The following is a 21,064-nucleotide window of genomic DNA, read 5'->3' on the forward strand; positions in this document are numbered from 1 at the left end:
GGGTCAACCCCCCCCCCCGCTTCGGCGCAAGGAAAAATTGGCTTTTCGGTGCGATACTATCCGCAACGGCGGTATTCGCCGACTGGCAAACTGATCGAGACCGACGGGTGGGCATCTATCTCCCGATTGCGGAAATTTCCGTCAACGTCTTCGTGCTGCTGGCCATGGGCGCTGCGGTGGGCTTTCTGTCGGGCATGTTCGGCGTCGGCGGCGGTTTTCTCATCACGCCGCTCCTGATCTTCTACAACATCCCACCGGCAATCGCGGTGGCGACCGGCGCCAACCAGGTCATCGCCTCATCCTTCTCCGGCGCGCTGTCGCATATGAAGCGCGGCACGCTCGACTTCAAGCTCGGCGGGGTGCTGCTTGCCGGCGGCATCGTCGGCTCCACCGGCGGCATCTACGTCTTCGCTTTCCTGCGCAGGCTGGGACAGCTCGACCTGTTCATCTCGCTGCTCTATGTCGTGCTTCTGGGCACCGTCGGCGGGCTGATGCTGGTCGAAAGCATCAATGCGCTGCGCGCCACGCGCAGCGGCGCGGCACCGGTGCTGAAGAAATCCGGCCAGCACAACTGGATCCACCGCCTGCCGCTGAAGATGCGATTCAGGGCCTCGAAGCTGTTTGTCAGCGTCATCCCAGTGCTTGGGCTGGGCGCGGCCATCGGCTTCCTGTCGTCTATCATGGGTGTCGGCGGCGGCTTCATCATGGTGCCGGCTCTGATCTATCTCCTGAAAGTGCCGACCAACGTCGTCATCGGCACCTCGCTGTTCCAGATCATCTTTACCTCGGCCTACACCACTCTGGTCCACGCCACCACCAATCAGACGGTCGACGTGATGCTGGCCTTTCTTTTGATGGCCGGTGGTGTCGCCGGCGCGCAATATGGCGCCAAGGCCGGCCAGCGGCTGCGCGGCGAGCAGTTGAGAGCGCTGCTGGCGATGCTGGTGCTGGCGGTGGCGATAAGGCTTGCCATCGACCTCTTCGTCACGCCGCCCAATCTTTATTCGCTGTCCGGCGCGGGCTTCAACTGATGAATGGCCTGAAAGCGCTCGCAACCGCCGCTCTTCTGTCATTGATCGCCGCCGCACCCGCGAAGGCGCAGACGCCGCCGACCGAAAGCATCCAGATCGGCCTTTCCACCGACAAAGTCTCGATCACCGCCGGCTTTTCCGGGGCCGACCTGACCATTTTCGGCTCGCTGGAAAATCCTGATCCGCTGGTGGCGCGCCAAGGCCGCTACGACATCATCGTCGTGCTCGAAGGTCCACCCAAGCCGGTGGTGGTGCGCCGCAAGGACCGGGTGCTCGGCGTCTGGGTCAACCTGGAATCCGAGACCTTCGAAAACGTGCCGGTGTCCTATTCGGTGGCGACGACGCGGCCGTTGCAGGACATCACCGAGCCGAACAGCTACAGGCAATTGTCGCTCGGCGCCTCCAATCTCTACATGCAGCCGGCCGATGCCGGCGACAGCCCGGCCACGATCGAGGAATTCACCGCGGCGTTGCGCGAACGCAAGGCCGCGACCGGTCTCTACAGCGAGAATGTCGGCGGCGTGCAGTTCCTGTCACAGAACCTGTTCCGCGCCACGGTGCGGCTGGCGCCGAACGTTCCGGTCGGCACCCACAAGGCGCGCGCGTTCCTGTTCAAGAGCGGCCTGTTCATCAAGGAGAGCTCGGCCCAGCTCGAGATCCGCAAATCCGGTTTCGAACAGTCGATCTTCCGTGTCGCCCACGACTATTCCTTCCTCTACGGCGTCTTCGCCATATCGCTGGCCATGGTGACGGGCTGGCTCGGAAGGTTGATCTTCCGCAAGGACTAAAGCGGCTACAAAGGGGTTTTCCTTTCCCGGATCATGCTATAGACCGCCACCTCCCGGTCTACCGGGCAACACGCACAATTCAATTCGGCAGAGCGGTCCGATCACCCCGGACGACAGAGAGCGCACGCTTCACAGACGGCGCCGAACCGCTGCTTTAGCAGAGATGACAGGAGGCTGCGATGCGACCAGCATTCGCCGGCATCGATTTTGGCACTTCCAACTCCACCGTGGGCGTGGTCAGGAGCGGCCAGCCGCACCTCGTCGCGCTGGAAGGCGGCGAGGTCACGCTGCCAAGCGCCGTGTTCTTCAACTTCGAGGACAACCGTACCTGTTTCGGCCGCCACGCAATCGCCAATTACACCGACAGCGTCGAAGGTCGGCTGATGCGCTCGCTGAAGAGCGTGCTCGGCAGCGCGCTCGCGCAGGAAAAGACGCGCATCAAGGCGCGATCGATCGGCTTCATGGAGATCGTCGGCCTGTTCCTCGGCCATCTGCGAAAAAGACTGGAGGACGATGCCGGCGGCGCCGTCGAGAGCGTGGTACTCGGCCGGCCGGTGCAGTTCGTCGACGACGACGCCGAGGCCGATGCCAGGGCACAAAGCGAGCTCGAAGGAGCCGCCCGCGCCCAAGGCTTCAAGCATATCGCCTTCCAGTTCGAACCGATCGCGGCGGCCCTCGACTACGAGCAGAAGGTGACGCGCGAGGAACTGGCGCTGATCATCGACATGGGAGGCGGCACGTCGGACTTCTCGATCGTAAGGGTCTCGCCGCAGCGTGCCCGCTCGCTTGACCGCAAGGACGATATCCTGGCCAGCCGCGGCATCCATATCGGCGGCACCGACTTCGACCGATTGCTCAGCATCGCGCATGTGATGCCGGAACTCGGCTATCTCAGCCCGACCAAAGACGGCAAGCGCAACCTGCCGGCCAGCTACTTCATCGATCTTGCCACATGGCAACGCATCAACCTGGTCTACACGGCCAAGGCGATGACGCATCTGCGCCAGATCCGCTACGAGGCCGAGCGCGCCGATCTCGTTGACCGCTTCATCCATATCGTCGAGCACCGGTACGGGCACGCGCTGGCCGCTCTTGTCGAAAGGGCCAAGATCGAGCTGACCGACAAGGTCTCGGCCGATGTCGAGGTGAGGCTGCCGGAAGTCCAGTTCGCCGCCGAGATCACCCGAAAGGCGCTGAACGCCACGATCGCCAGGGACATCGAGCGCGTTGCCGCCACGGTCGGCCAGACCATCGGCGACGCCGGGGTCAGGCCGTCCGACATCACCGCCGTGTTCCTGACCGGAGGATCCACCGCGATCCCGCTGGCGAGACAAAAAATTCTGTCGCTGGTGCCTCAGGCTTCGGTCATCGAGGGCGACATGTTCGGCTCGGTCGGGCTTGGCCTTGCGCTGGACGCGCAGCGAAAGTTCGGCTGACCACCCGGACAATTCACGAACGCGCGGACGCCTTCTCGTCGGCCCCCAAATGCGCCTTGAGCGCCATCTGGGCCAGGCTTGCCTGGCGGTCGCGATGTGTGATCATGGCGAAGTCGCGTTTCGGCAGTTCTAGCGGCACAGACCGCAGGCTGCCTTCGGCGACGGCGCGCCCAACGACGAGCTCCGAAATGATGGTGGCGCCTGCACCGGCCTCGACCGCCTGGCGAACCGCCTCGTTGCTCGGCAGCACCAGAAATATCTGCAGGTCGTCAAGCGAAATCCCTTCGCGGCGCGCCAGATCCTCCAGCACCTCCCGCGTGCCGGAACCGCCCTCGCGGATGATCCAGCGCAGCCCTTTTATGTCGGGGCGGCCCGGCGCGATTTCGGCGATCTCGGGATGAGAACCGGCAACCACCAGCATCAACCGGTCGATATCGACCTTGGCGCGGCGCAATATGTCGGACTCGGTGCGCCCCTCGACCAAGCCGAGATCGGCGGTTCCATCCAGCACGCTGGCTTCGACCTGCCTGGTGTTGCCTATGCTGACGCTCAGCCTGACCGCAGGATAGGCTTCGTGGAAGGACGCCAGCCGGCGCGGCAGCCAATAGCTGGCGATCGTCAGGCTGGCGGCGATGGAGAGGCTGCCGGCAACCGTCTGCGAGACATGTTCCAGCACATTGCGTGCGGCGGCGGCTCGTTCCAGTACGGCCTTGGCTTCTGGCAGGAACCGGTGACCGGTCTGGGCAAGCTCGATGCTGCGGCCGACGCGGTTGAACAGATGGACGCCATGCTGCTCCTCAAGCGCGCGGATGGCGGCCGACGCGGCCGATTGGGAGATGCCCAGCAGCTCCGCCGCCTTGGTCATGTGGCCGCGCTCGGCGACGGCGACAAATATCCGCAACTGGTCAAGTGTCATAAGGCATTAAGAACCAATATCGATCGAATTTACAAGAACAACTGATTAGACGGGTTGATAGCTTTATTCTAAGTTTTCAATCGAAGTTAGAAAAAATTCGCTACCGATTGACAGAGAATGAAATGATCGGGCGGTTCAAGTCCCTGTTCGCGCACTGGACCCGCGGCCTGCGGCGGCGGCTGGCCGGCGATCGCTATCATCCGGAAGAGCATTACATGCGCGGTCCCGGGCCGAAAACCAGGGCTAAAGCCGCGAACCGCAGAAGCGCTCGGGGATCATGACCCAAGGATCTCTGCGCGGCGCGAATTCCGCCCCGTCCCAACGCCCGCTCGCCGACACGAACGCACCCGACGAGAACGATGGCGTCGACACCTCGCCCGCCGTCTCCGACCGCATCGCCAAGACCACATGCTATATGTGCGCCTGCCGCTGCGGCATCGACGTGCACATCAAGGACGGCAAGGTCCGCTACATCAACGGCAACAAGGATCATCCGGTCAATCGCGGCGTGATCTGCGGTAAGGGCAGCTCCGGCATCATGCAGCATTACAGCCCTGCCCGGCTGAAAAAGCCGCTGCTACGCACCGGCTCGCGCGGCTCGGGAGAATTCCGCGAGATCGAGTGGGAAGAAGCGCTGACGATCGCCGCGGAGCGGCTTTCGTCCATCCGCCGCAGCGACCCGAAGAAACTCGCCTTCTTTACCGGCCGCGACCAATCGCAATCCCTGACCGGCTGGTGGGCAAGCCAGTTCGGCACGCCGAACTTCGCCGCGCATGGCGGTTTCTGTTCGGTGAACATGGCCGCAGGCGGGCTTTATACGATCGGCGGCTCGTTCTGGGAGTTCGGCGAACCCGACTGGGACAATACCCGGTATTTCATGCTTTTCGGCGTCGCCGAGGACCATGATTCCAACCCGATCAAGATCGGCCTCGGCAAGCTGAAGGCGCGCGGCGCCAAGGTGGTGTCGATCAATCCATGCCGCACTGGCTACAACGCCATCGCCGACGACTGGATCGGCATCCGGCCGGGCACCGACGGCCTATTCGTGTTTGCCCTCATCCACGAGCTCTTGAAGGCAGGCCGCGTGGATCTCGACTATCTCCTGCGCTACACCAACGCCCATGTGCTCGTCATCCAGGATCCGGGTGCGGCCGATGACGGGCTGTTTGTCCGCGATGGCGCCGGCAACCTGCTCGCCTGGGACAGAGTGGCGAAGGTGCCTGTCCGCGCCACCGACGCCAGCGCCAAACCGGCACTGACCGGCAGCTTCACCATCGACGGCCGTCGCTGCGTTCCGGCGTTCCAGCTGATCGCCGATCGATACCTCGATGAGAGCTATTCGCCCGATGCGGTCGCGGAGCGCTGCGGCATTGCCGCCGGCACGATCCGCAGGATCGCCGCCGAGCTCGCACATGTCGCCTTTGAGCAGACGATCGAACTGCCGGTGGCGTGGACCGACTGGGCCGGCCGCCGCCACGAGACGATTAGGGGACGGCCCGTGTCGATGCACGCGATGCGCGGCATCTCAGCCCATTCCAACGGTTTTCATTCTTGCCGAGCCATTCATCTGCTGCAGGTGCTGCTCGGAACGGTGGACGTCCCGGGCGGCTTCCGCTTCAAACCGCCTTATCCGCGTTGCGCGCCGCCAGGACCGAAGCCTGCCGGCAAGAACGTCCGGCCGATGACGCCACTGGACGGCATTCCGCTCGGCTTCGTCTGCGGGCCTGACGACCTTCTGGTCGATGAGGCAGGGGTGCCGATCCGCATAGACAAGGCCTATTCCTGGGAGGCGCCGCTCGCTGCGCACGGCTTGATGCACACCGTCATCCGCAACGCCTGGGCCGGCGATCCATACAAGATCGACACGCTGATGATGTACATGTCGAACATGGCCTGGAATTCCTCGATGAACACCGTCGAGACGATTCGTATGCTGACCGACCTCGACGAGGCGGGCAATTACAAGATCCCTTTCATCATCTATTCCGACGCCTATTATTCCGAGACCGTGCCGTTCGCTGACCTCGTGCTGCCCGACACAACCTATCTCGAACGGCACGACTGCATCAGCCTGCTCGACCGGCCGATCAGCCATGCCGACGGACCGGGCGATGCTATACGCCATCCCGTGGTCGAGCCGGACCGGGACGTGCGCCCGTTCCAATCGGTGCTGATCGAGCTCGGCGCGCGCCTCGGCCTGCCGGGTTTCGTCAGAGAAGACGGGGCGGCCAAATATGCCGACTATGCCGACTACATCGTCAATCACGAGCGCACGCCCGGTATCGGCCCGCTTGCCGGCTGGCGCGGCAAGGACGGCAATTCGACCGGCAAGGGCGAGCCAAACCCGGACCAGTTGCAGCGCTACATCGACAATGGCGGCTTCTGGCACCACGATTTCGCTGAGGACCAGCGCTACTACAAGATGGCCAACCGGTCCTATCTCGATTTCGCGGTGCAGATGGGCTTCATCCCGAAGGCCGAACCAGTCGTCTTCCAGCTCTATTCCGAACCCTTGCAGCGCTTTCGTCTTGCCGCGCGCGGCCATGGTCGGGCCGTGCCGCCCGAGAGCGAACGCCAGCGCATCGAGACCTACATGGACCCGCTACCCTTCTGGTACGTGCCGTTCGAGGAAGCGGCCGTCGACCAGCAGAAATATCCGTTGCATGCGCTGACGCAGCGGCCGATGCACATGTACCATTCCTGGGGTTCGCAGAATGCGTGGCTGAGGCAGATCACCAGCCAAAACCGGCTGTTCGTGCATGAGAGGACCGCCGCAGGTCTCGGCCTTGCCGACGACGACTGGGTGTGGATCGAAAGCATCAATGGCAAGGTCAAGGGACAGATCAAGCTGGTCGAGGGCGTGAACGAAAGCACGGTCTGGACCTGGAACGCCATCGGCAAAAGGCGCGGCAGCTGGGGGCTGAAGGACGATGCCGCCGAGAGCAATCGCGGCTTCCTGCTCAACCACATCATCGGCGACCAGACCACGGCAGACACCAACGGCAGGCGGTATTCGAATTCCGATCCGGTGACCGGCCAGGCGGCATGGTTCGATCTCAAGGTGCGCATCGTCAAATGCGCGGCGGAGGAAGCCGGTTTCACCGAGCCGCAATTCGAGCGTTTCCACCAGCCGCCGCAATTCCAGCCATCGCCGGACACACTTCGCTTTGGCGCCGAATTCCGCATGAACAGGGAAGCCGCCAAATGACCTGCGTCCCCGCCCACACGGGCAAAAAACTAGGCCTGGTCATAGACCTCGACACCTGCGTCGGTTGTCAGGCCTGCGTCACCGCCTGCAAGGAATGGAACACCGGCGGCCACATGGCGCCGCTGACCGACATCGACCCCTATGGCGGCCATGTCGACGGCGTCTGGTTCAATCGCGTGCACAGCTACGAGCACACCACCGCGATGGGCGGCCGCACGGTGAACTTCCCGCGCTCGTGCCTGCATTGCGAGACGCCGGCCTGCGTCACTGTGTGTCCGACCGGCGCCTCCTACAAACGAGCCTCGGACGGCATCGTGCTGGTCGATGAGGACAAGTGCATCGGCTGCAAGCTATGCAGTTGGGCCTGCCCCTATGGCGCGCGCGAATTCGACACCGATGTCGGCGTGATGAAGAAATGCACGCTCTGCGTCGACCGCATCTACAATGACAATCTGGCCGAGGAGGACCGCGTGCCGGCCTGCGTCGCGGCCTGTCCGACCAGCGCACGGCATTTCGGCGATCTCGGCGACCCCGCCTCGGCGGTGTCGCAACTGGTTGAGGAGCGTGGCGGCGTCGACCTGATGCCGGAACTCGGCTACCGCCCGACCAACAAATACCTGCCGCCGCGCGCGCATACCGAACGCGCCGCAAAGATTTCTGCGCCAACCCTGGAGCCGGTGAGGGCCGAGGGTGGGTTCCTCGGCTGGGTCGACCGCATGCTCTCGAACTAAACCCCATGCATCCAGCCTTCTCGGTCGTCTTCTTCACCACCGCCGCCGGCGCCGGCTACGGCCTGCTGGCGCTGCTCGGCGTGCTGGCGCCACTTGGCGTCATCGCACCCGATTTCTGGCTGGGCTTCATCGGCATGGGACTGGCGCTCGGGCTGATCACCGCCGGCCTGTTGTCCTCGACCGGACATCTCGGCCGCCCCGAACGCGCCTGGCGTGCGTTCTCGCAATGGCGCAGTTCCTGGCTGTCGCGCGAAGGCGTCGCCTCGGTCGCCACCTTCGTCCCGGCCGGACTGTTCGGCATTGGCTGGGTCATTCTTGGCCGCACCGATGGCTGGGTCGCCGCCGCCGGACTTCTGGCAACGATCGGCGCCGTCATCACCGTCTGCATGACCGGCATGATCTATGCCTCGCTGAAACCCATCGCTCAGTGGCACAGCCCTTACACCTTGCCCGGCTATCTCATTTTCTCGGCTATGAGCGGCAGTGTGCTTCTGGCCGCGCTATGCCAAGGCTTTGCCGTCGGTTCCAAAATGCTTCTGGCAGCCTGCGTACTGCTGACCCTGCTCGGTTGGGCCTGGAAGCTTGCGACCTGGCGGTACAACGACCAATTGGAAATCCCCACCAACGCCAACACCGCAACCGGGCTTGCCGGGGGGACGGTTAGATCGCTGGAATGGCCGCATACCGAGGAAAATTATTTGCTCAAGGAAATGGGTTTTCGCATCGCGCGCAAGCACAGCGCAAAGCTGCGGCGGATCATCCAGCTCCTGGGTTTCGCGCTACCCGCCTTGCTGCTGATTACGGCCTTCGCCTTGCCGTCACCTTTCGCGGCGCTCGCATCGGTGTTCGCCGCGGTCGCACAGTTTGTCGGCATGCTGGTCGAACGTTGGCTGTTCTTCGCCGAAGCGAAGCACACGGTCACTCTCTACTACGGGAAATAGCGGCTTCAGCCGGGTCGCAGCATCGAGCCTGAAATCGCAAAGATGCGGTCCGTGCCGAGCATATAGGCCATCAGCGATTCCAGGCGGAACAGGCCGGCATAGGCGCGGTCGAGCACGTTGAGTGAGCCGGTATAGGCGCCGAAGGCGGGCATGATCATGCGGCCGCCATCGCCGGCGAAGCAGCGCCGCCGCACTGAACGGCCCTGCTGGACGATGCGGGCGCAGGGATGGAGATGGCCCGATATCTCGCCCTCGACGCGCAGCTTCGACGGCTCGTGCCGGAACAGCAACGAGCCGATGGCGAGTTCGCGCACCGTATCGCCCGGCAGGTCGGCCGGCGCCTCCGGGTCATGGTTGCCGGCCACCCAGAACCAGTCGCGGCCCGCCATCAGCGCCTCCAGCCGTTCGCGGAAACTTCGATGCATGCGCTCGGCGCCGCCGCCATCATGGAAGGAATCGCCCAGGCTGATGACGATTGCCGGCTGGTAGTCCGAGATGACGGCCTGCAATCGCAGCAAGGTCGCGCCGGTGTCATAGGGCGGGAGCAGCATGCCGCGCCTTGCCAGCGATGAGCCTTTTTCCAGATGCAGATCGGAAACGGCCAGAAGCTTGAGCTCGGGAAAGTAGAGCACGCCGCGCGGATCGCAGACCGCACGTTCGCCGGCGATGCCGACCAGATCGGCGTCGGCGATCAACGATGCGCGCGCCAGCGAAAAATTCATTCCTCAGCCATCTCCGGCCCCATGGCTTCCTCAACCAGCGTGGCCGCATCCATCAGCAGCGTTTCATCGGCTTCGCCGTGCACCGGCATCTTGCCGATCTCGAGCATGATCGGCACGGCGAGCGGCGATATCTGTTCGAGGTTCTTATGCATGATTCGACCTTGAATGCGCGAGAGCATGTCCGCAAGTCTGCTGACATCGAGCAGGCCCGCCGCCGCGTCCGCGCGCGTCGCCTGGAGCAATATGTGATCCGGCTCATGGCTGCGCAGGACGTCATAAATAAGGTCTGTCGAGACAGTCACCTGACGGCCACTCTTCTCCTTGCCGGGATGACGCTTTTCGATCAGCCCTGAAATCAGCGCGCAATTGCGAAAAGTGCGTTTGAGAAGCCAGCTGTCTGCCAGCCAGGCCTCGAGATCGTCGCCAAGCATGTCCTCATCGAAAAGCGCGCCGAGCGAGGGTTTTCCGGCTTTGAACATCGCCCCCATGTCGCCCAGCGACCAAATGGCCAAGGCATAGTCGGTGGCGACGAAGCCAAGCGGCCTGGCGCCCGTCCTGTCCAGACGGCGGGTAAGCAGCATGCCGAGCGTCTGGTGGGCCAGCCTGCCCTCGAAGGGGTAGGCGACCAGATAGTGGCGGTTGCCGCGCGGAAAGGTCTCGATCAGCAGGTCATCGCGTTTGGGCAGCACCGATTTGTCGGCCTGGAAGCGCAGCCAGTCGGCCACCTGCTCGGGCAGTTTCTTCCACCGCTGCGGATCGTCCAGCATGGCGCGGACCTGTTCGGCGAGATAGGTCGAAAGCGGGAACTTGCCGCCGCCATAGTAAGGCACCTTCGCATCGCTGCCGGGCGCGTTCGAGACGAAGCACTCATTCTCGCGAATGCCTTCGAAGCGAAGAACTTTGCCGGCGAACATGAAGGTGTCGCCATGCGTCAGCGTCTCGAGGAAAGCCTCCTCGATCTTGCCTAAAACCCTGCCGCCGCGCGACACGGAACCCTTGCTGCCGGCCTGGACATAACGCACGTTGAGCGCCGGCACCTCGATGATAGTGCCGACGTTCAGCCTGTATTGCTGGGCCACGCGCGGATTGGATACCCGCCACAATCCCTCCTTGTTGAGGCGGATGCGGGCGTATCGCTCATAGCTCTTCAAGGCGTAGCCACCCGTGGCGACGAAATCGACGACGCGGTCGAATGTCGGCCGATCCAGCCCGGCATACGGGGCCGCCGACCGCACCTCCTCGTAAAGATCGTCCGCGCGGAAAGGTGCGCCGCAAGCACAGCCAAGGACATGTTGCGCCAGCACGTCGAGCCCGCCATCGACCAGTGGAGGCGTATCCTGCGCGCCGAGGTAGTTGGCATCCAGCGCTGCCCGGCATTCGAGCACCTCGAAGCGGTTGGCCGGGATGAGGACGGCTTTGGATGGTTCGTCCATGCGGTGGTTGGCGCGGCCGATGCGCTGCGCCAGCCGGCTCGCTCCCTTGGGTGCGCCGACATGCACGACGAGGTCGACGTCGCCCCAGTCGATGCCGAGGTCGAGCGTCGAGGTGGCGACGATGGCGCGCAGCGCATTGTGGCCCATCGCCTTCTCGACCCGCCGCCGCTGCGCGACATCGAGCGACCCATGATGCAAGGCGATCGGCAAGGTATCTTCGTTGACGCGCCACAGTTCCTGGAACAGCAACTCCGCTTGGCTGCGCGTATTGACGAACAGCAGGGTCGTCTTGTGGCGCTTGATCTCGCGGTAGATCTCGGGCGTCGCGTAGCGGGCCGAATGCCCGGCCCAGGGCACGCGCTCCTCCGAATCCAAGATGGATATTTCGGGCTTTGCGCCGCCGGTAACGACGATCAGTTCGGCCATTTCGGGACTTGCCGTATTTTTGGGCGGATTCTGGCCGACCAGCCAGCGGCGCAATTCGTCCGGTTCGGCCACAGTGGCGGACAGTCCAACGGTCTGAAGCTCGGGCATGAACTGGCGCAGGCGCGCCAGACCAAGCGCCAGGAGATGACCCCGCTTCGAAATCACCAGCGAATGCAACTCGTCGAGCACGACATAGCGCAGGTCTTCGAAGAAACGCCTGGCATCGGGTGCCGCGATCAGCAGCGCAAGCTGCTCGGGCGTGGTGAGCAGGATGTCGGGCGGCACCAGCTTCTGCCGCTGGCGCTTGTGCGCCGGCGTGTCGCCGGTGCGGGTCTCGATGGTGAGGGAGAGCCCGATCTCTTCCACCGGTTTGCCGAGGTTGCGCTCGATGTCGACAGCCAGCGCCTTCAGCGGCGAGATGTAGAGCGTGTGGATGCCGCGGCGGGCCTGTCCCGGTTTTCGCCTGGCCCTGACGGCCAGTTCGGTCAGCGAAGGCAGGAACCCGGCCAGCGTCTTGCCGGCGCCGGTCGGTGCAATCAGCAGCACCGACTGCCCTGCTTGAGCCCTCGCCAGCAATTCGATCTGGTGGGCGCGCGGCGACCAGCCTTTCTCGCCAAACCATCTCAGGAATGGCTCGGGCAGGACAACGGCGGCATTCTGGACGGCAAGGCGCGGCTTCTCTGTCACGCGTCAGAGGTAGCGCGACGGCGTGCGAACGCCAAGAACAATCGGAACAAAAGGTGATCGAGCAGTTTTTCTCTCCCCCGGAAGAAGGGAGGATCGGCGCTATGGCCGCCGGAACTCCGTCGGCCCGCCGTAGAGATAGCCGATGCGGGCGACGGCTTCCTTCAGACCTTCGCGCGATACCAGCATGGTGTGGCCGTTGGCGTGGATCATGGTCTCGGCATCGGTCATGATGGCGACATGGCCTTTCCAGAAAACGAGATCGCCGCGGCGCAGGCCGGAATAATCGGGGCCCGGATCGAGCGGCTCGCCGATGCTCTGCGCCTGCATGCCGGAATCGCGCAGGACATCGGCGCCGGCCATGCGCATCGCCAGTTGCACGAGGCCGGAGCAATCGATGCCGAAGCCGGAGACACCGCCCCAGAGATAAGGGGTGCCAAGGAACGTCTCGGCCACCGAAACATAGTCGGCGGCCACATTACTGAGCGGCCGCAGGTGACCCGCTATGATTGCCTCACCGGAGGGCAGGACGGCATAGTGGGTGCCGCGCGTTTCGGCGGACCCGGTCACCGTGACGGTGGACCCCATCGACAGCTGTCCCGCGATCGGAAGGCGCAGATCCGGGCCGGGATAGAGGAAAGTTCGGGGCACGGAGACGATATGGGTGAGCGCATGATCCCGCCCGCCCAACATGGCGTCGGCGACATAGCCGACATAACCGTCCCGTTCGGCCTGGATCCAGGCCCAGCCCTCTCTGTCCTCGAAAACGAGCACGTCATCGCCGAATAGCGCTTGCGTGTTGACACCAGCGTCTGGACGCGGAGCCTTGCGGATATCGGCAACTGGGATCGAAATCCGCGCCGGCCGGCCGGCGACAAAGCGGTCGGCAGCGACCTCTCCTTTCAATCTCGCATCGGCAAGATCGGGCCGAAAGGCGTGGAGGCGGGCATCCCTGGCGGTCAAATCAGTCATCCATTGAAGCGGCTGGTCGTCAGATGGGCAGCTCTTGTGCCTTGGCGATGATACCATCGCCGAAGCGCTCGACAAAGAGGGCGCCCTCGACCGTGCGCTTGATCAGCACGTTGCGCTTGTCGAGCTCGTCACGATGGCGCGACACCAGTTTGAGCGCGCCCATCGTGTCGAGCGCCCTGGTGATGACCGGCTTGGTGACGTTGAGACGGGCCGCCAGCCCGCGCACCGTGTGCGGCGGCGGATCGAGATAGATGGTGAACAGGATAGCCGTCTGGCGCATGGTGAGGTCGGGCGCGTCGTCGCGCACCTGCGACAGCATCACTTGCTGCCACAATCGCAAGGCCTGGCTCGGGCGCATCGAAATCGACATCGCACGAGAATGACGGCAAATTGTTTCGGTTCCGTTTCAGTTTCGGCAATCTGCCGGCCCTGAAAGTCGCCGCCACATCAGCCAAAACGCTTCGAGATGACGTGCTCCAGTGCCCGGATGCCTTGCGCCTCGCCGCCGGCAGGTCCGTGCGGACGATCGGCGGGGTTCCAGGCGAAGATGTCGAAATGCGCCCAGCTTGCCGTCTTCTCGACAAAACGCTTGAGGAACAGCGCCGCGGTGATCGAACCGGCGAACCCATCCGTGGTGACATTGTTGATGTCGGCGATCTTCGACGATAGCTTCGCATCATAGGGCCGCCACAGCGGCATGCGCCACAGCGGATCCTCGACCGCCAGCGAGGCTGTCGTCAGTTCCGAGGCTAGTGCCTCGTCGCTGGTGTAGAAGGGCGGCAGGTCCGGACCTAGCGCGACACGAGCAGCCCCGGTGAGCGTCGCCATGTCGACAAGCAATTGCGGCTCCTCCTCGTCGGCCAGCGCCAGCGCATCACCCAGAACCAGTCTTCCCTCGGCATCGGTGTTGCCAATCTCGACTGACATGCCCTTGCGGCTCGCCAACACGTCGCCAGGCCTGAAGGCGTTGCCGGCGATCGAATTCTCGACGGCCGGGATCAGCACGCGCAGCCGCACGTTCAATCCGGAGGCCATGATCATCGAGGCCAGACCCAGCACATTGGCGGCGCCCCCCATGTCCTTCTTCATCAACAGCATGCCGGACGACGGCTTGATATCGAGGCCGCCAGTGTCGAAACAGACGCCCTTGCCGACCAGCGTCACTTTCGGCGCGCTCCTTGGCCCCCAGCCCATGCCGATAAGACGCGGTGCGCTGGACGAAGCCCGGCCGACGGCATGGATCATCGGGAAATTCTGCTTGATGAGATCGTCGCCCTTGATGACCGACACCTCGGCCTTGTGAATTTCGGCCAGGGCTCGAACCGCCTTCTCCAGTTCGTCCGGCCCCATGTCGCTGGTCGGCGTGTTGACAAGATCGCGCGTCAGGAAGACGCCTTCGACGATGCGGCGAACGCGTTTTGCCTCTACGCCGGCCGGCAATTCGAAGCGCAGCGCCTTGCCCGGTTTCTTGCCATAGCGGGTAAAGACATAGCCGCCGAGGGCCAGCGCGATCGCCGCCAGCTCCGGCTCGGCCGGCGCGGAGGTGAAATGCCAGTCGCCCTCCGCCAGGCTTTTCGCCAGCGCGCCGACGGCCAGCGCGCCCTCGCCGTCGCCAATGCCGAACAAGGCACCGCCGAGCGCGCCGTTTTCCGCAGGCACGATGAGCGTCCTGCCCGCTTCGCCGGAGAAGCCGTTGGCCCTGGCCCACGCCACGGCTGATGACGCCAGACCGGCCGTCTCCAGACCGTCCTTAGCCACTAGATGGACAGGAAGCGGGTTGTTCAGCTTGTTCTCGACCAGTTCCACTGACATTCGATGTTCTCCTGCCGACGTCCGTCGATTCGGCGCTTCTTAACTGTCCGTTAGGGTTAACAGAATATTTCTTCGAGAGGGAAGATGGCCACGCAATGGCCACGCGCACGAATGGAGGCCCAGGGTGCCGATGTCGACGAACCGCACGATGAACGCCAGCGGAAAGCGGCTCATCACCACGGCCTTCATGCTCGCCCTTTCCGCAGGCGTTGCCGGCTGCGGAACCGACAAGATCAGCACAGGCTCGATCGGACGCACCAGCGGCAAGCCGCTGGAGACGATGTCGGCGGGAGAACTGCACAATGCGACGGCAGCGCTTGGCCAGTCCTATTCCAGGAATCCCAACGATAAGCGGATAGCGACCAACTTCGCTGCGGCGCTGCAGATGGATGGCGATGCCGACCAGTCGCTTGCCGTGATGCGCAAGCTGGCGATCGCCTATCCCAAGGATCGCGACGTGCTTGCCGCCTACGGCAAGGCGCTGGCCGCCAACGGCCAGTTCGAGGCGGCGCTTGATGCCGTGCGCCGGGCGCAGACGCCGGAATATCCCGACTGGAGGCTGGTGTCGGCGGAAGCGGCCATTCTCGACCAGCTCGGCCAGAAGGACGACGCGCGCCAGCTCTACCGCAAGGCGCTGGAGCTCAAGCCGAACGAACCTTCGGTGCTTTCCAACCTTGGCATGTCCTATGTGCTGGGAGGCGACCTGCGCACCGCCGAAACCTATATGCGCTCGGCCGCAGAGCAGCCGAATGCCGACAGCCGCGTGCGCCAGAACCTGGCGCTGGTCGTCGGCCTGCAGGGCCGCTTCGACGAAGCCGAGAAGATCGCCTCGCAGGAGCTGTCACCTGAACAGGCGCAGGCCAATGTCGCTTATCTCAGGCAGATGCTGGCTCAGCAAAATGCCTGGAGCCAGCTCAAGGACCAGGACAAGGCGAAAGCCGCAACCAACTGAGCGGCACGCGGCCACCGAACCCCTGCATAAGAGAACCGCGCTGCGTCAGCCGCGCGGTTTTTCTTTGGATCGGTCAGATTCACCTACTGGCTGCTGGTTTCGTGCGCCTGGCCGAAGATGCCGCGCTGGCTGACCTGGATGCCGGCAGGGCCGAGGATGATGGCGAACAGCACCGGCAGGAAAAACAGGATCATCGGCACGGTGAGCTTGGGCGGCAAGGCGGCGGCCTTCTTCTCGGCAGCGTTCATGCGTTGGTCCCGGCTTTCACCCGCGAGCACGCGCAACGCATGCGCCACAGGGGTGCCGTAACGCTCGGCCTGGACGAGTGCCTGCGACACCGACTTGACGGATTCCAGGCCGGTGCGGCTGGCGAGATTCTCATAGGCCTGCTTGCGCTCCTGCAGATAGGAGAGCTCGGCGTTCGTCAGGATGAATTCTTCCGCAAGGGCCACGGATTGGGCGCCGATCTCGTCGGCGACCTTGCGCAATGCCGCTTCCACCGACATGCCCGACTCGACGCAGATCAGCATCAGGTCAAGCGCGTCCGGCCATGCCATCTGGATCGATTGCTTGCGCTTGGTGGCGCGGTTGTTGACATAGACGACCGGTGCGTAGAAGCCGCCATAGGCAACGAGGACGCAGACGAACAGCCGGATGAACAATGGCTGCTGCGGCAGTCCTCCGAGCACGAATATGTAGATCACGCCCAGTGCGAAGCCGACAAACGGAAGCACGAGGCGGAAGAAGAGAAACCGCGTCAGCGGGTTCTGTCCACGGAAACCGGCAACCTTGAGCTTCTGCAAGGTACCCTCGTCCGCGAGGGCGCGCCGCAGGTCGAGCCTGTCGACGATGTTGCGCATGCCGATCGACTGTTCTTCGCGCAGGCCCTTGCGGCGGCGATCCGCCTCGCTTGCAAGCCGCGCGCGCTGCTTGGCGCGCAATTCGTCGCGTTCCAGCGCGACCGACTTCATGCGCGCCTTGAGCTGGTTTCCGCCAAATGCCGGCAGCAAGGTGAAGACCGTCGCGAACACGGCAATGCCGACCAGCAGCGCGATCAGGAGGCCGGGATCCGTCAGTGATTTGACGACTTGTTCGGTCATGCCGCGGCCCTAGACTTCGAAGTTCATCATCTTGCGCATCACGAAGATGCCGATCGACATCCAGACGGCCGAAACCCCCAGGATCAGGTTACCGATGCTCGTGGTGAACAGCGGCATCAGGTAGTTGGGGCTGGAGAGATAGACGAGAAATGCGACGATGAAAGGCAGCGCGCCGATGATGGCGGCGGACGCCTTGGCTTCCATCGACAGCGCCTGGACCTTGGCCTTCATCTTCTTGCGGTCGCGAAGCACGCGCGAAAGATTGCCCAGCGCCTCGGAGAGATTGCCGCCGGCCTGCGACTGGATCTGAATGACGATGCCGAAAAAGCTCGCCTCGGTGCATGGCATGGTCTCGGGCATACGCAAGGTGGCATCCGGGATCGACAGGCCCATCTGCTGCGAATCGACGATGCGGCGAAACTCGGCCTTGACGGGCTCGGGGGATTCATTGGCGATCAGGCGCACCGCATCGTTCAGCGGCAGGCCGGATTTGACCGCGCGCACGATGATGTCGAGCGCGTTGGGAAATTCGTTGAGGAATGCCTTGACCCGCCGCGCGCGGCGAAATGAGACGAACCAGCGCGGCAGGCCGAGCGCACCGGCCAGCAGCACGCCAGGCAAAACAAAAAGCGGCGCCCCCACCACAAAGGCGATGATCGTCAGGGCTAGGCCGCAAATGGCGGAATAGATGTAGAAGCGTTCGATGGAAACCTTCAGGCCGGCTTGGCGCAGTTGGGCTTTCAGCGGCGGTTTCTTGACCGCGCTGTCCTTGGATTTCTGCTTCTCGTCGAGTTCCTTCAAGGAATCCTGGACCGACTTGCGTCTTTTGGCCGCCTCCGCCACGCGATCGCGCGAGGCCTTGACGACGGAGCGATCCGTCTCCGCGGTCTTGATCGTTTCCAGCCGCTTGCCGGCCTGCTTTTCGTTGCTGATCCGGGTGAACAGGAATGCATAGGCGACCGCGCCGGCGCTGAAGCCGGCGAGCACGACAAACGCCAATACGGTGCCGTCAATTCCAAACATCGACCAGAACCCTTACGCCTGCAGCAGCGTCAGTCAGCGCGTTTCTCCATCGCCTCAAGCGCTATTGCGAGGCGCTGCTCCTCGCCATAGTAACGGGCGCGGTCCCAGAAATGGGGGCGACCGATGCCGGTCGATACATGCTCTCCCAGCAGCCGCCCATTCGCGTCCTCGCCCTTGATGTTGTAGAGGACGATGTCCTGCGTGATGATGACGTCGCCTTCCATTCCGATCACCTCGGTGATGTGAGTGATGCGGCGCGACCCGTCGCGCAGGCGTGCCGCCTGGATAATCACGTCGATGGAGCCGACGACGATTTCGCGCACGGTCTTCTGCGGCAGCGAAAAACCGCCCATTGCGATCATGGATTCGATACGATTCAGGCATTCGCGCGGGCTGTTCGAGTGGATCGTTCCCATCGAGCCGTCATGGCCGGTGTTCATCGCCTGCAGAAGGTCGAACACTTCGGGTCCGCGCACTTCGCCGACGATGATGCGCTCGGGCCGCATGCGCAGGCAGTTCTTGACCAGATCCCGCATCGTCACCTCGCCTTCGCCTTCGAGGTTGGGCGGGCGGGTTTCCAGACGGACAACATGCGGCTGCTGTAGTTGCAGTTCGGCCGAGTCCTCGCAGGTGATGACGCGTTCCTCGCGATCGATGTAGTTGGTCAGGCAGTTGAGCAGCGTCGTCTTGCCCGAGCCGGTGCCGCCGGAGATGACGATGTTGCAGCGAACACGGCCGATGATCTTGAGAACCTCGGCTCCTTGCGGCGAGATGGCGCCGAACTTCACCAGCTGATCGAGCGTCAGCTTGTCCTTCTTGAATTTGCGGATGGTGAGCGCGGTGCCGTCGATGGCGAGCGGCGGCGCGATGACGTTGACGCGGGAGCCGTCGGGAAGACGCGCATCGCAGATCGGGCTGGATTCATCGACGCGGCGGCCGACCTGGCTGACGATGCGCTGGCAGATGTTGAGAAGCTGCTGGTTGTCACGAAAACGAATGCCGGTCTGTTCGACCTTGCCGTTGACTTCGATGTAGACGTTCTTGGAGCCGTTGACCATGATGTCGGCGATGTCGTCGCGGGCGAGCAATGGCTCGAGCGGCCCATAGCCAAGCACGTCGTTGCAGATATCCTCGAGCAGTTCTTCCTGTTCGGCGATCGACATCGCGAAATTCTTGATCGCGATGATGTCGTTGACGATGTCGCGGATTTCCTCGCGCGCGCTTTCGGGATCGAGCTTGGCGAGTTGCGACAGGTCGATCGTGTCGATCAGGGCGGCGAAGACCTGGCTCTTGGTGTCGTAATAGGTTTCGCTCTTTTCGCGCGCCGCCCGCTTCGGCTCCGGAGCTATCGGCGGCGCCTCGACCGCGCGGCGGGCCGGCGGTGCAACAGGAGCGCTCGACGCAGGTGCGGCCGCCGGCCTCGCAAGAACCGCCGTATCGGCCGAATCCGCGACGGCTGGCGCGGTCGGCGCCGGTGCCGGCTGGCGGAATTCCGGCTTGAACCGGTTGCCGTCGTCGCTGCCTCTCTTACCAAACATGATCCATTACCGATTCCACTGAAGAAGCATCATTTCTTGTTGCGCGAAAGCTTGCCGAGCAGATTTCCGAGACCCGCTTTTTTCTTCACCCGGATTTCGCTGCGACCGGTCAGCACATGGGCAATTTCGTTGATCGTGGCGACAACCGGGTTCTTGGCGTCCATTTCACCAAGCATACGTCCGTTGTTGGCGGCATTGCCGAACAGCAGCGGGTCAAAGCCGATGATCGCCATCGCGGCCAGGCCGAGCGGCTCGGCGAAATCGGACGGGGAAATCTCCGGACGTTTGGGCACGCCGGCCTGATTGATGATGAGTTTGGGCGGCGAGTCGTTGGGACGAAGCCGTTTGAGCATGTCGACCAAATTCTTGGTATTGCGCAAATTGGCCAGTTCCGGCGTCGCCGTGATGACGATTTCATCGGCCTTGATCAGGGTGTTCTTGGTCCAACCCGTCCAGACATGGGGAACGTCGAGCACCAGGAGCGGCACGGTGCGCTGCGCGGTGTCGACAAGCTGCGTAAAGGCGTCGGGATCGAAATCATAGACGCGTTCGAGCGTCGAGGGCGCGGCGAGCAGCGAAAGGTGTTCGGCGCACTGGGTCAGCAGCCGGTCGAGATAGACTTCATCGATGCGCTCGGGCGAAAACACCGCTTCGGCGATGCCTTGCGCGGGATCCTGGTCGAAATTGATGTTGGCGGTGCCGAAAGCGAGGTCGAGGTCTGCGACGACCACCTCGGATTTGAACAGGGAGGACATCGCCCAAGCCACGTTATGGGCGATGGTGGAAGAGCCGACGCCACCCTTGGCGCCGACGAAGGCGATCGAGCGGCCGAGCGGCTCGGCTTCCGGATCGACAAAGATCGACGATATGACGCTGACGATGTCGGCCATCGACACCGGCGCGATGACATATTCGGAAATGCCGGAGCGGATGAGCTCGCGATAGAGGCCGACATCGTTGTAGTGGCCGATCACGACCACTTTGGAAGACGGGTCGCAATATTCCGAGAGCTGCGCGAGCTGTTCCAGCAGCTGTTTGGGTTCGCTGCGCGACTCCAGCAGGATCAGGTTCGGCGTCGGCGCCGACTGGTAGAATTCGATGGCCGTGGGGACGCCGCCCATATGGACCTTGAGATGGGCCTTGGTCATGCGGCGGTCCTCGCCGGCGCGCTCGACTGGATTGGCGACACCCTCGGTCTCGCAGAATGCCTGGATCGAGATGCGGGGAACCGGCCGCAGCGCCTGCATCGCGGCGATGTCCTGCGGCGAGGTCTCACCGCCGTCCACGGGGGTGTCATAGGCAAGGTTGCTCATGGTCATCTTTCCGTGACTTCTCTTTTCCTTAGGGCGCG

17 protein-coding genes are annotated in these 21,064 nt (G+C 63.4%); 7 read left to right on the forward strand and 10 right to left on the reverse strand.

Translation table 11 applies throughout. The annotated features are described in order from the left end of the window. Positions 1-107: 107 nt before the first annotated feature. From LB545_RS15545 to LB545_RS15555, 3 genes are all read left to right on the forward strand, one after another. A complete protein-coding gene (locus tag LB545_RS15545) occupies positions 108-1,031 on the forward strand; it encodes a sulfite exporter TauE/SafE family protein (RefSeq protein WP_140496679.1) in 924 nt (307 codons plus the stop codon). Next, positions 1,031-1,819, forward strand: coding sequence for a TIGR02186 family protein (locus LB545_RS15550; RefSeq protein WP_140496681.1), 789 nt, complete (start codon positions 1,031-1,033; stop codon positions 1,817-1,819). The genes LB545_RS15545 and LB545_RS15550 overlap by 1 nt, the downstream gene beginning before the upstream one ends. 179 nt (positions 1,820-1,998) lie before the next feature. Further along, positions 1,999-3,255 (forward strand): Hsp70 family protein, encoded by a 1,257-nt coding sequence (locus LB545_RS15555; protein ID WP_224705405.1) that lies wholly within the window; start codon positions 1,999-2,001, stop codon positions 3,253-3,255. A 13-nt stretch (positions 3,256-3,268) separates the two neighbouring features. Here LB545_RS15555 and LB545_RS15560 read toward each other — a convergent pair whose 3' ends face one another. After that, positions 3,269-4,171, reverse strand: a complete 903-nt coding sequence (locus LB545_RS15560) for a LysR family transcriptional regulator (RefSeq protein ID WP_224705406.1) — start codon at positions 4,169-4,171, stop codon at positions 3,269-3,271. A gap of 277 nt (positions 4,172-4,448) precedes the next feature. On the opposite strand from LB545_RS15560, the gene LB545_RS15565 reads away from it, so the two are divergent. From LB545_RS15565 to LB545_RS15575, 3 genes are read left to right on the forward strand one after another with little or no spacing between them, the layout of a single operon-like run. Further along, positions 4,449-7,379 (forward strand): molybdopterin oxidoreductase family protein, encoded by a 2,931-nt coding sequence (locus LB545_RS15565; RefSeq protein ID WP_224705407.1) that lies wholly within the window; start codon positions 4,449-4,451, stop codon positions 7,377-7,379. Next, positions 7,376-8,110, forward strand: a complete 735-nt coding sequence (locus LB545_RS15570) for a 4Fe-4S dicluster domain-containing protein (protein WP_140496689.1) — start codon at positions 7,376-7,378, stop codon at positions 8,108-8,110. Before LB545_RS15565 ends, LB545_RS15570 begins: the two co-directional genes overlap by 4 nt. Before the next feature lie 5 nt (positions 8,111-8,115). Beyond that, entirely contained in the window at positions 8,116-9,051 is a 936-nt protein-coding gene (locus LB545_RS15575) for a dimethyl sulfoxide reductase anchor subunit family protein (RefSeq protein WP_224705408.1), read from the forward strand. 5 nt (positions 9,052-9,056) lie between these two features. Here LB545_RS15575 and pdeM read toward each other — a convergent pair whose 3' ends face one another. The 5 genes from pdeM to LB545_RS15600 all read right to left on the reverse strand — a co-directional run bounded on the left by pdeM (position 9,057) and on the right by LB545_RS15600 (position 15,100). Next, on the reverse strand, positions 9,057-9,773 hold the full coding sequence (gene pdeM / locus LB545_RS15580; RefSeq protein WP_140496693.1) for a ligase-associated DNA damage response endonuclease PdeM: 717 nt from the start codon (positions 9,771-9,773) through the stop codon (positions 9,057-9,059). Continuing rightward, positions 9,770-12,319, reverse strand: coding sequence for a ligase-associated DNA damage response DEXH box helicase (locus LB545_RS15585; protein ID WP_224705410.1), 2,550 nt, complete (start codon positions 12,317-12,319; stop codon positions 9,770-9,772). The genes pdeM and LB545_RS15585 overlap by 4 nt, the downstream gene beginning before the upstream one ends. Positions 12,320-12,418: 99 nt before the next feature. Then, positions 12,419-13,288, reverse strand: coding sequence for an NlpC/P60 family protein (locus LB545_RS15590; RefSeq protein WP_224705415.1), 870 nt, complete (start codon positions 13,286-13,288; stop codon positions 12,419-12,421). 19 nt (positions 13,289-13,307) lie between these two features. Next, positions 13,308-13,658 (reverse strand): MarR family winged helix-turn-helix transcriptional regulator, encoded by a 351-nt coding sequence (locus LB545_RS15595; protein ID WP_140513216.1) that lies wholly within the window; start codon positions 13,656-13,658, stop codon positions 13,308-13,310. A gap of 77 nt (positions 13,659-13,735) precedes the next feature. After that, positions 13,736-15,100: a leucyl aminopeptidase family protein gene (locus tag LB545_RS15600; protein ID WP_224705416.1), complete on the reverse strand. Its 1,365-nt coding sequence runs from the start codon at positions 15,098-15,100 to the stop codon at positions 13,736-13,738. Between the two features lie 130 nt (positions 15,101-15,230). Here LB545_RS15600 and LB545_RS15605 point away from each other — a divergent pair, with 130 nt between their 5' ends. Then, the gene (locus tag LB545_RS15605) at positions 15,231-16,052 is read left to right on the forward strand and encodes a tetratricopeptide repeat protein (RefSeq protein WP_140560881.1); all 822 of its coding nucleotides are present in this window, start codon (positions 15,231-15,233) and stop codon (positions 16,050-16,052) included. A gap of 83 nt (positions 16,053-16,135) precedes the next feature. On the opposite strand, the gene LB545_RS15610 is transcribed toward LB545_RS15605, so the two are convergent. Genes LB545_RS15610 through LB545_RS15625 form a run of 4 tightly spaced genes read right to left on the reverse strand, consistent with a single transcriptional unit; the run spans position 16,136 to position 21,026 of the window. Continuing rightward, on the reverse strand, positions 16,136-17,152 hold the full coding sequence (locus LB545_RS15610; RefSeq protein WP_140496706.1) for a type II secretion system F family protein: 1,017 nt from the start codon (positions 17,150-17,152) through the stop codon (positions 16,136-16,138). A 9-nt stretch (positions 17,153-17,161) separates the two neighbouring features. Next, positions 17,162-18,175 carry a type II secretion system F family protein gene (locus LB545_RS15615; RefSeq protein ID WP_140496708.1) on the reverse strand — a complete coding sequence of 338 codons (1,014 nt, stop codon included), beginning with the start codon at positions 18,173-18,175 and terminating at the stop codon, positions 17,162-17,164. A 29-nt stretch (positions 18,176-18,204) separates the two neighbouring features. Beyond that, entirely contained in the window at positions 18,205-19,713 is a 1,509-nt protein-coding gene (locus tag LB545_RS15620; RefSeq protein WP_140496710.1) for a CpaF family protein, read from the reverse strand. Between the two features lie 29 nt (positions 19,714-19,742). Then, positions 19,743-21,026, reverse strand: a complete 1,284-nt coding sequence (locus tag LB545_RS15625) for an AAA family ATPase (protein ID WP_404926147.1) — start codon at positions 21,024-21,026, stop codon at positions 19,743-19,745. Between the last annotated feature and the right edge of the window lie 38 nt (positions 21,027-21,064).

Origin of the sequence: Mesorhizobium sp. BR1-1-6 (assembly GCF_020165355.1) — a bacterium.
GTDB lineage: Bacteria > Pseudomonadota > Alphaproteobacteria > Rhizobiales > Rhizobiaceae > Mesorhizobium.

Coding starts and splice junctions, on each gene's coding strand:
- LB545_RS15565 (WP_224705407.1), top strand. CDS start 4,449: ATGACCCAAGGATCTCTGCGCGGCGCGAATTCCGCCCCGTCCCAACGC.
- LB545_RS15610 (WP_140496706.1), bottom strand. CDS start 17,152: ATGACCGAACAAGTCGTCAAATCACTGACGGATCCCGGCCTCCTGATC.
- LB545_RS15595 (WP_140513216.1), bottom strand. CDS start 13,658: ATGTCGATTTCGATGCGCCCGAGCCAGGCCTTGCGATTGTGGCAGCAA.
- pdeM (WP_140496693.1), bottom strand. CDS start 9,773: ATGAATTTTTCGCTGGCGCGCGCATCGTTGATCGCCGACGCCGATCTG.
- LB545_RS15600 (WP_224705416.1), bottom strand. CDS start 15,100: ATGTCAGTGGAACTGGTCGAGAACAAGCTGAACAACCCGCTTCCTGTC.
- LB545_RS15625 (WP_404926147.1), bottom strand. CDS start 21,026: ATGAGCAACCTTGCCTATGACACCCCCGTGGACGGCGGTGAGACCTCG.
- LB545_RS15590 (WP_224705415.1), bottom strand. CDS start 13,288: ATGACTGATTTGACCGCCAGGGATGCCCGCCTCCACGCCTTTCGGCCC.
- LB545_RS15620 (WP_140496710.1), bottom strand. CDS start 19,713: ATGTTTGGTAAGAGAGGCAGCGACGACGGCAACCGGTTCAAGCCGGAA.
- LB545_RS15560 (WP_224705406.1), bottom strand. CDS start 4,171: ATGACACTTGACCAGTTGCGGATATTTGTCGCCGTCGCCGAGCGCGGC.
- LB545_RS15570 (WP_140496689.1), top strand. CDS start 7,376: ATGACCTGCGTCCCCGCCCACACGGGCAAAAAACTAGGCCTGGTCATA.
- LB545_RS15575 (WP_224705408.1), top strand. CDS start 8,116: ATGCATCCAGCCTTCTCGGTCGTCTTCTTCACCACCGCCGCCGGCGCC.
- LB545_RS15605 (WP_140560881.1), top strand. CDS start 15,231: ATGTCGACGAACCGCACGATGAACGCCAGCGGAAAGCGGCTCATCACC.
- LB545_RS15555 (WP_224705405.1), top strand. CDS start 1,999: ATGCGACCAGCATTCGCCGGCATCGATTTTGGCACTTCCAACTCCACC.
- LB545_RS15615 (WP_140496708.1), bottom strand. CDS start 18,175: ATGTTTGGAATTGACGGCACCGTATTGGCGTTTGTCGTGCTCGCCGGC.
- LB545_RS15550 (WP_140496681.1), top strand. CDS start 1,031: ATGAATGGCCTGAAAGCGCTCGCAACCGCCGCTCTTCTGTCATTGATC.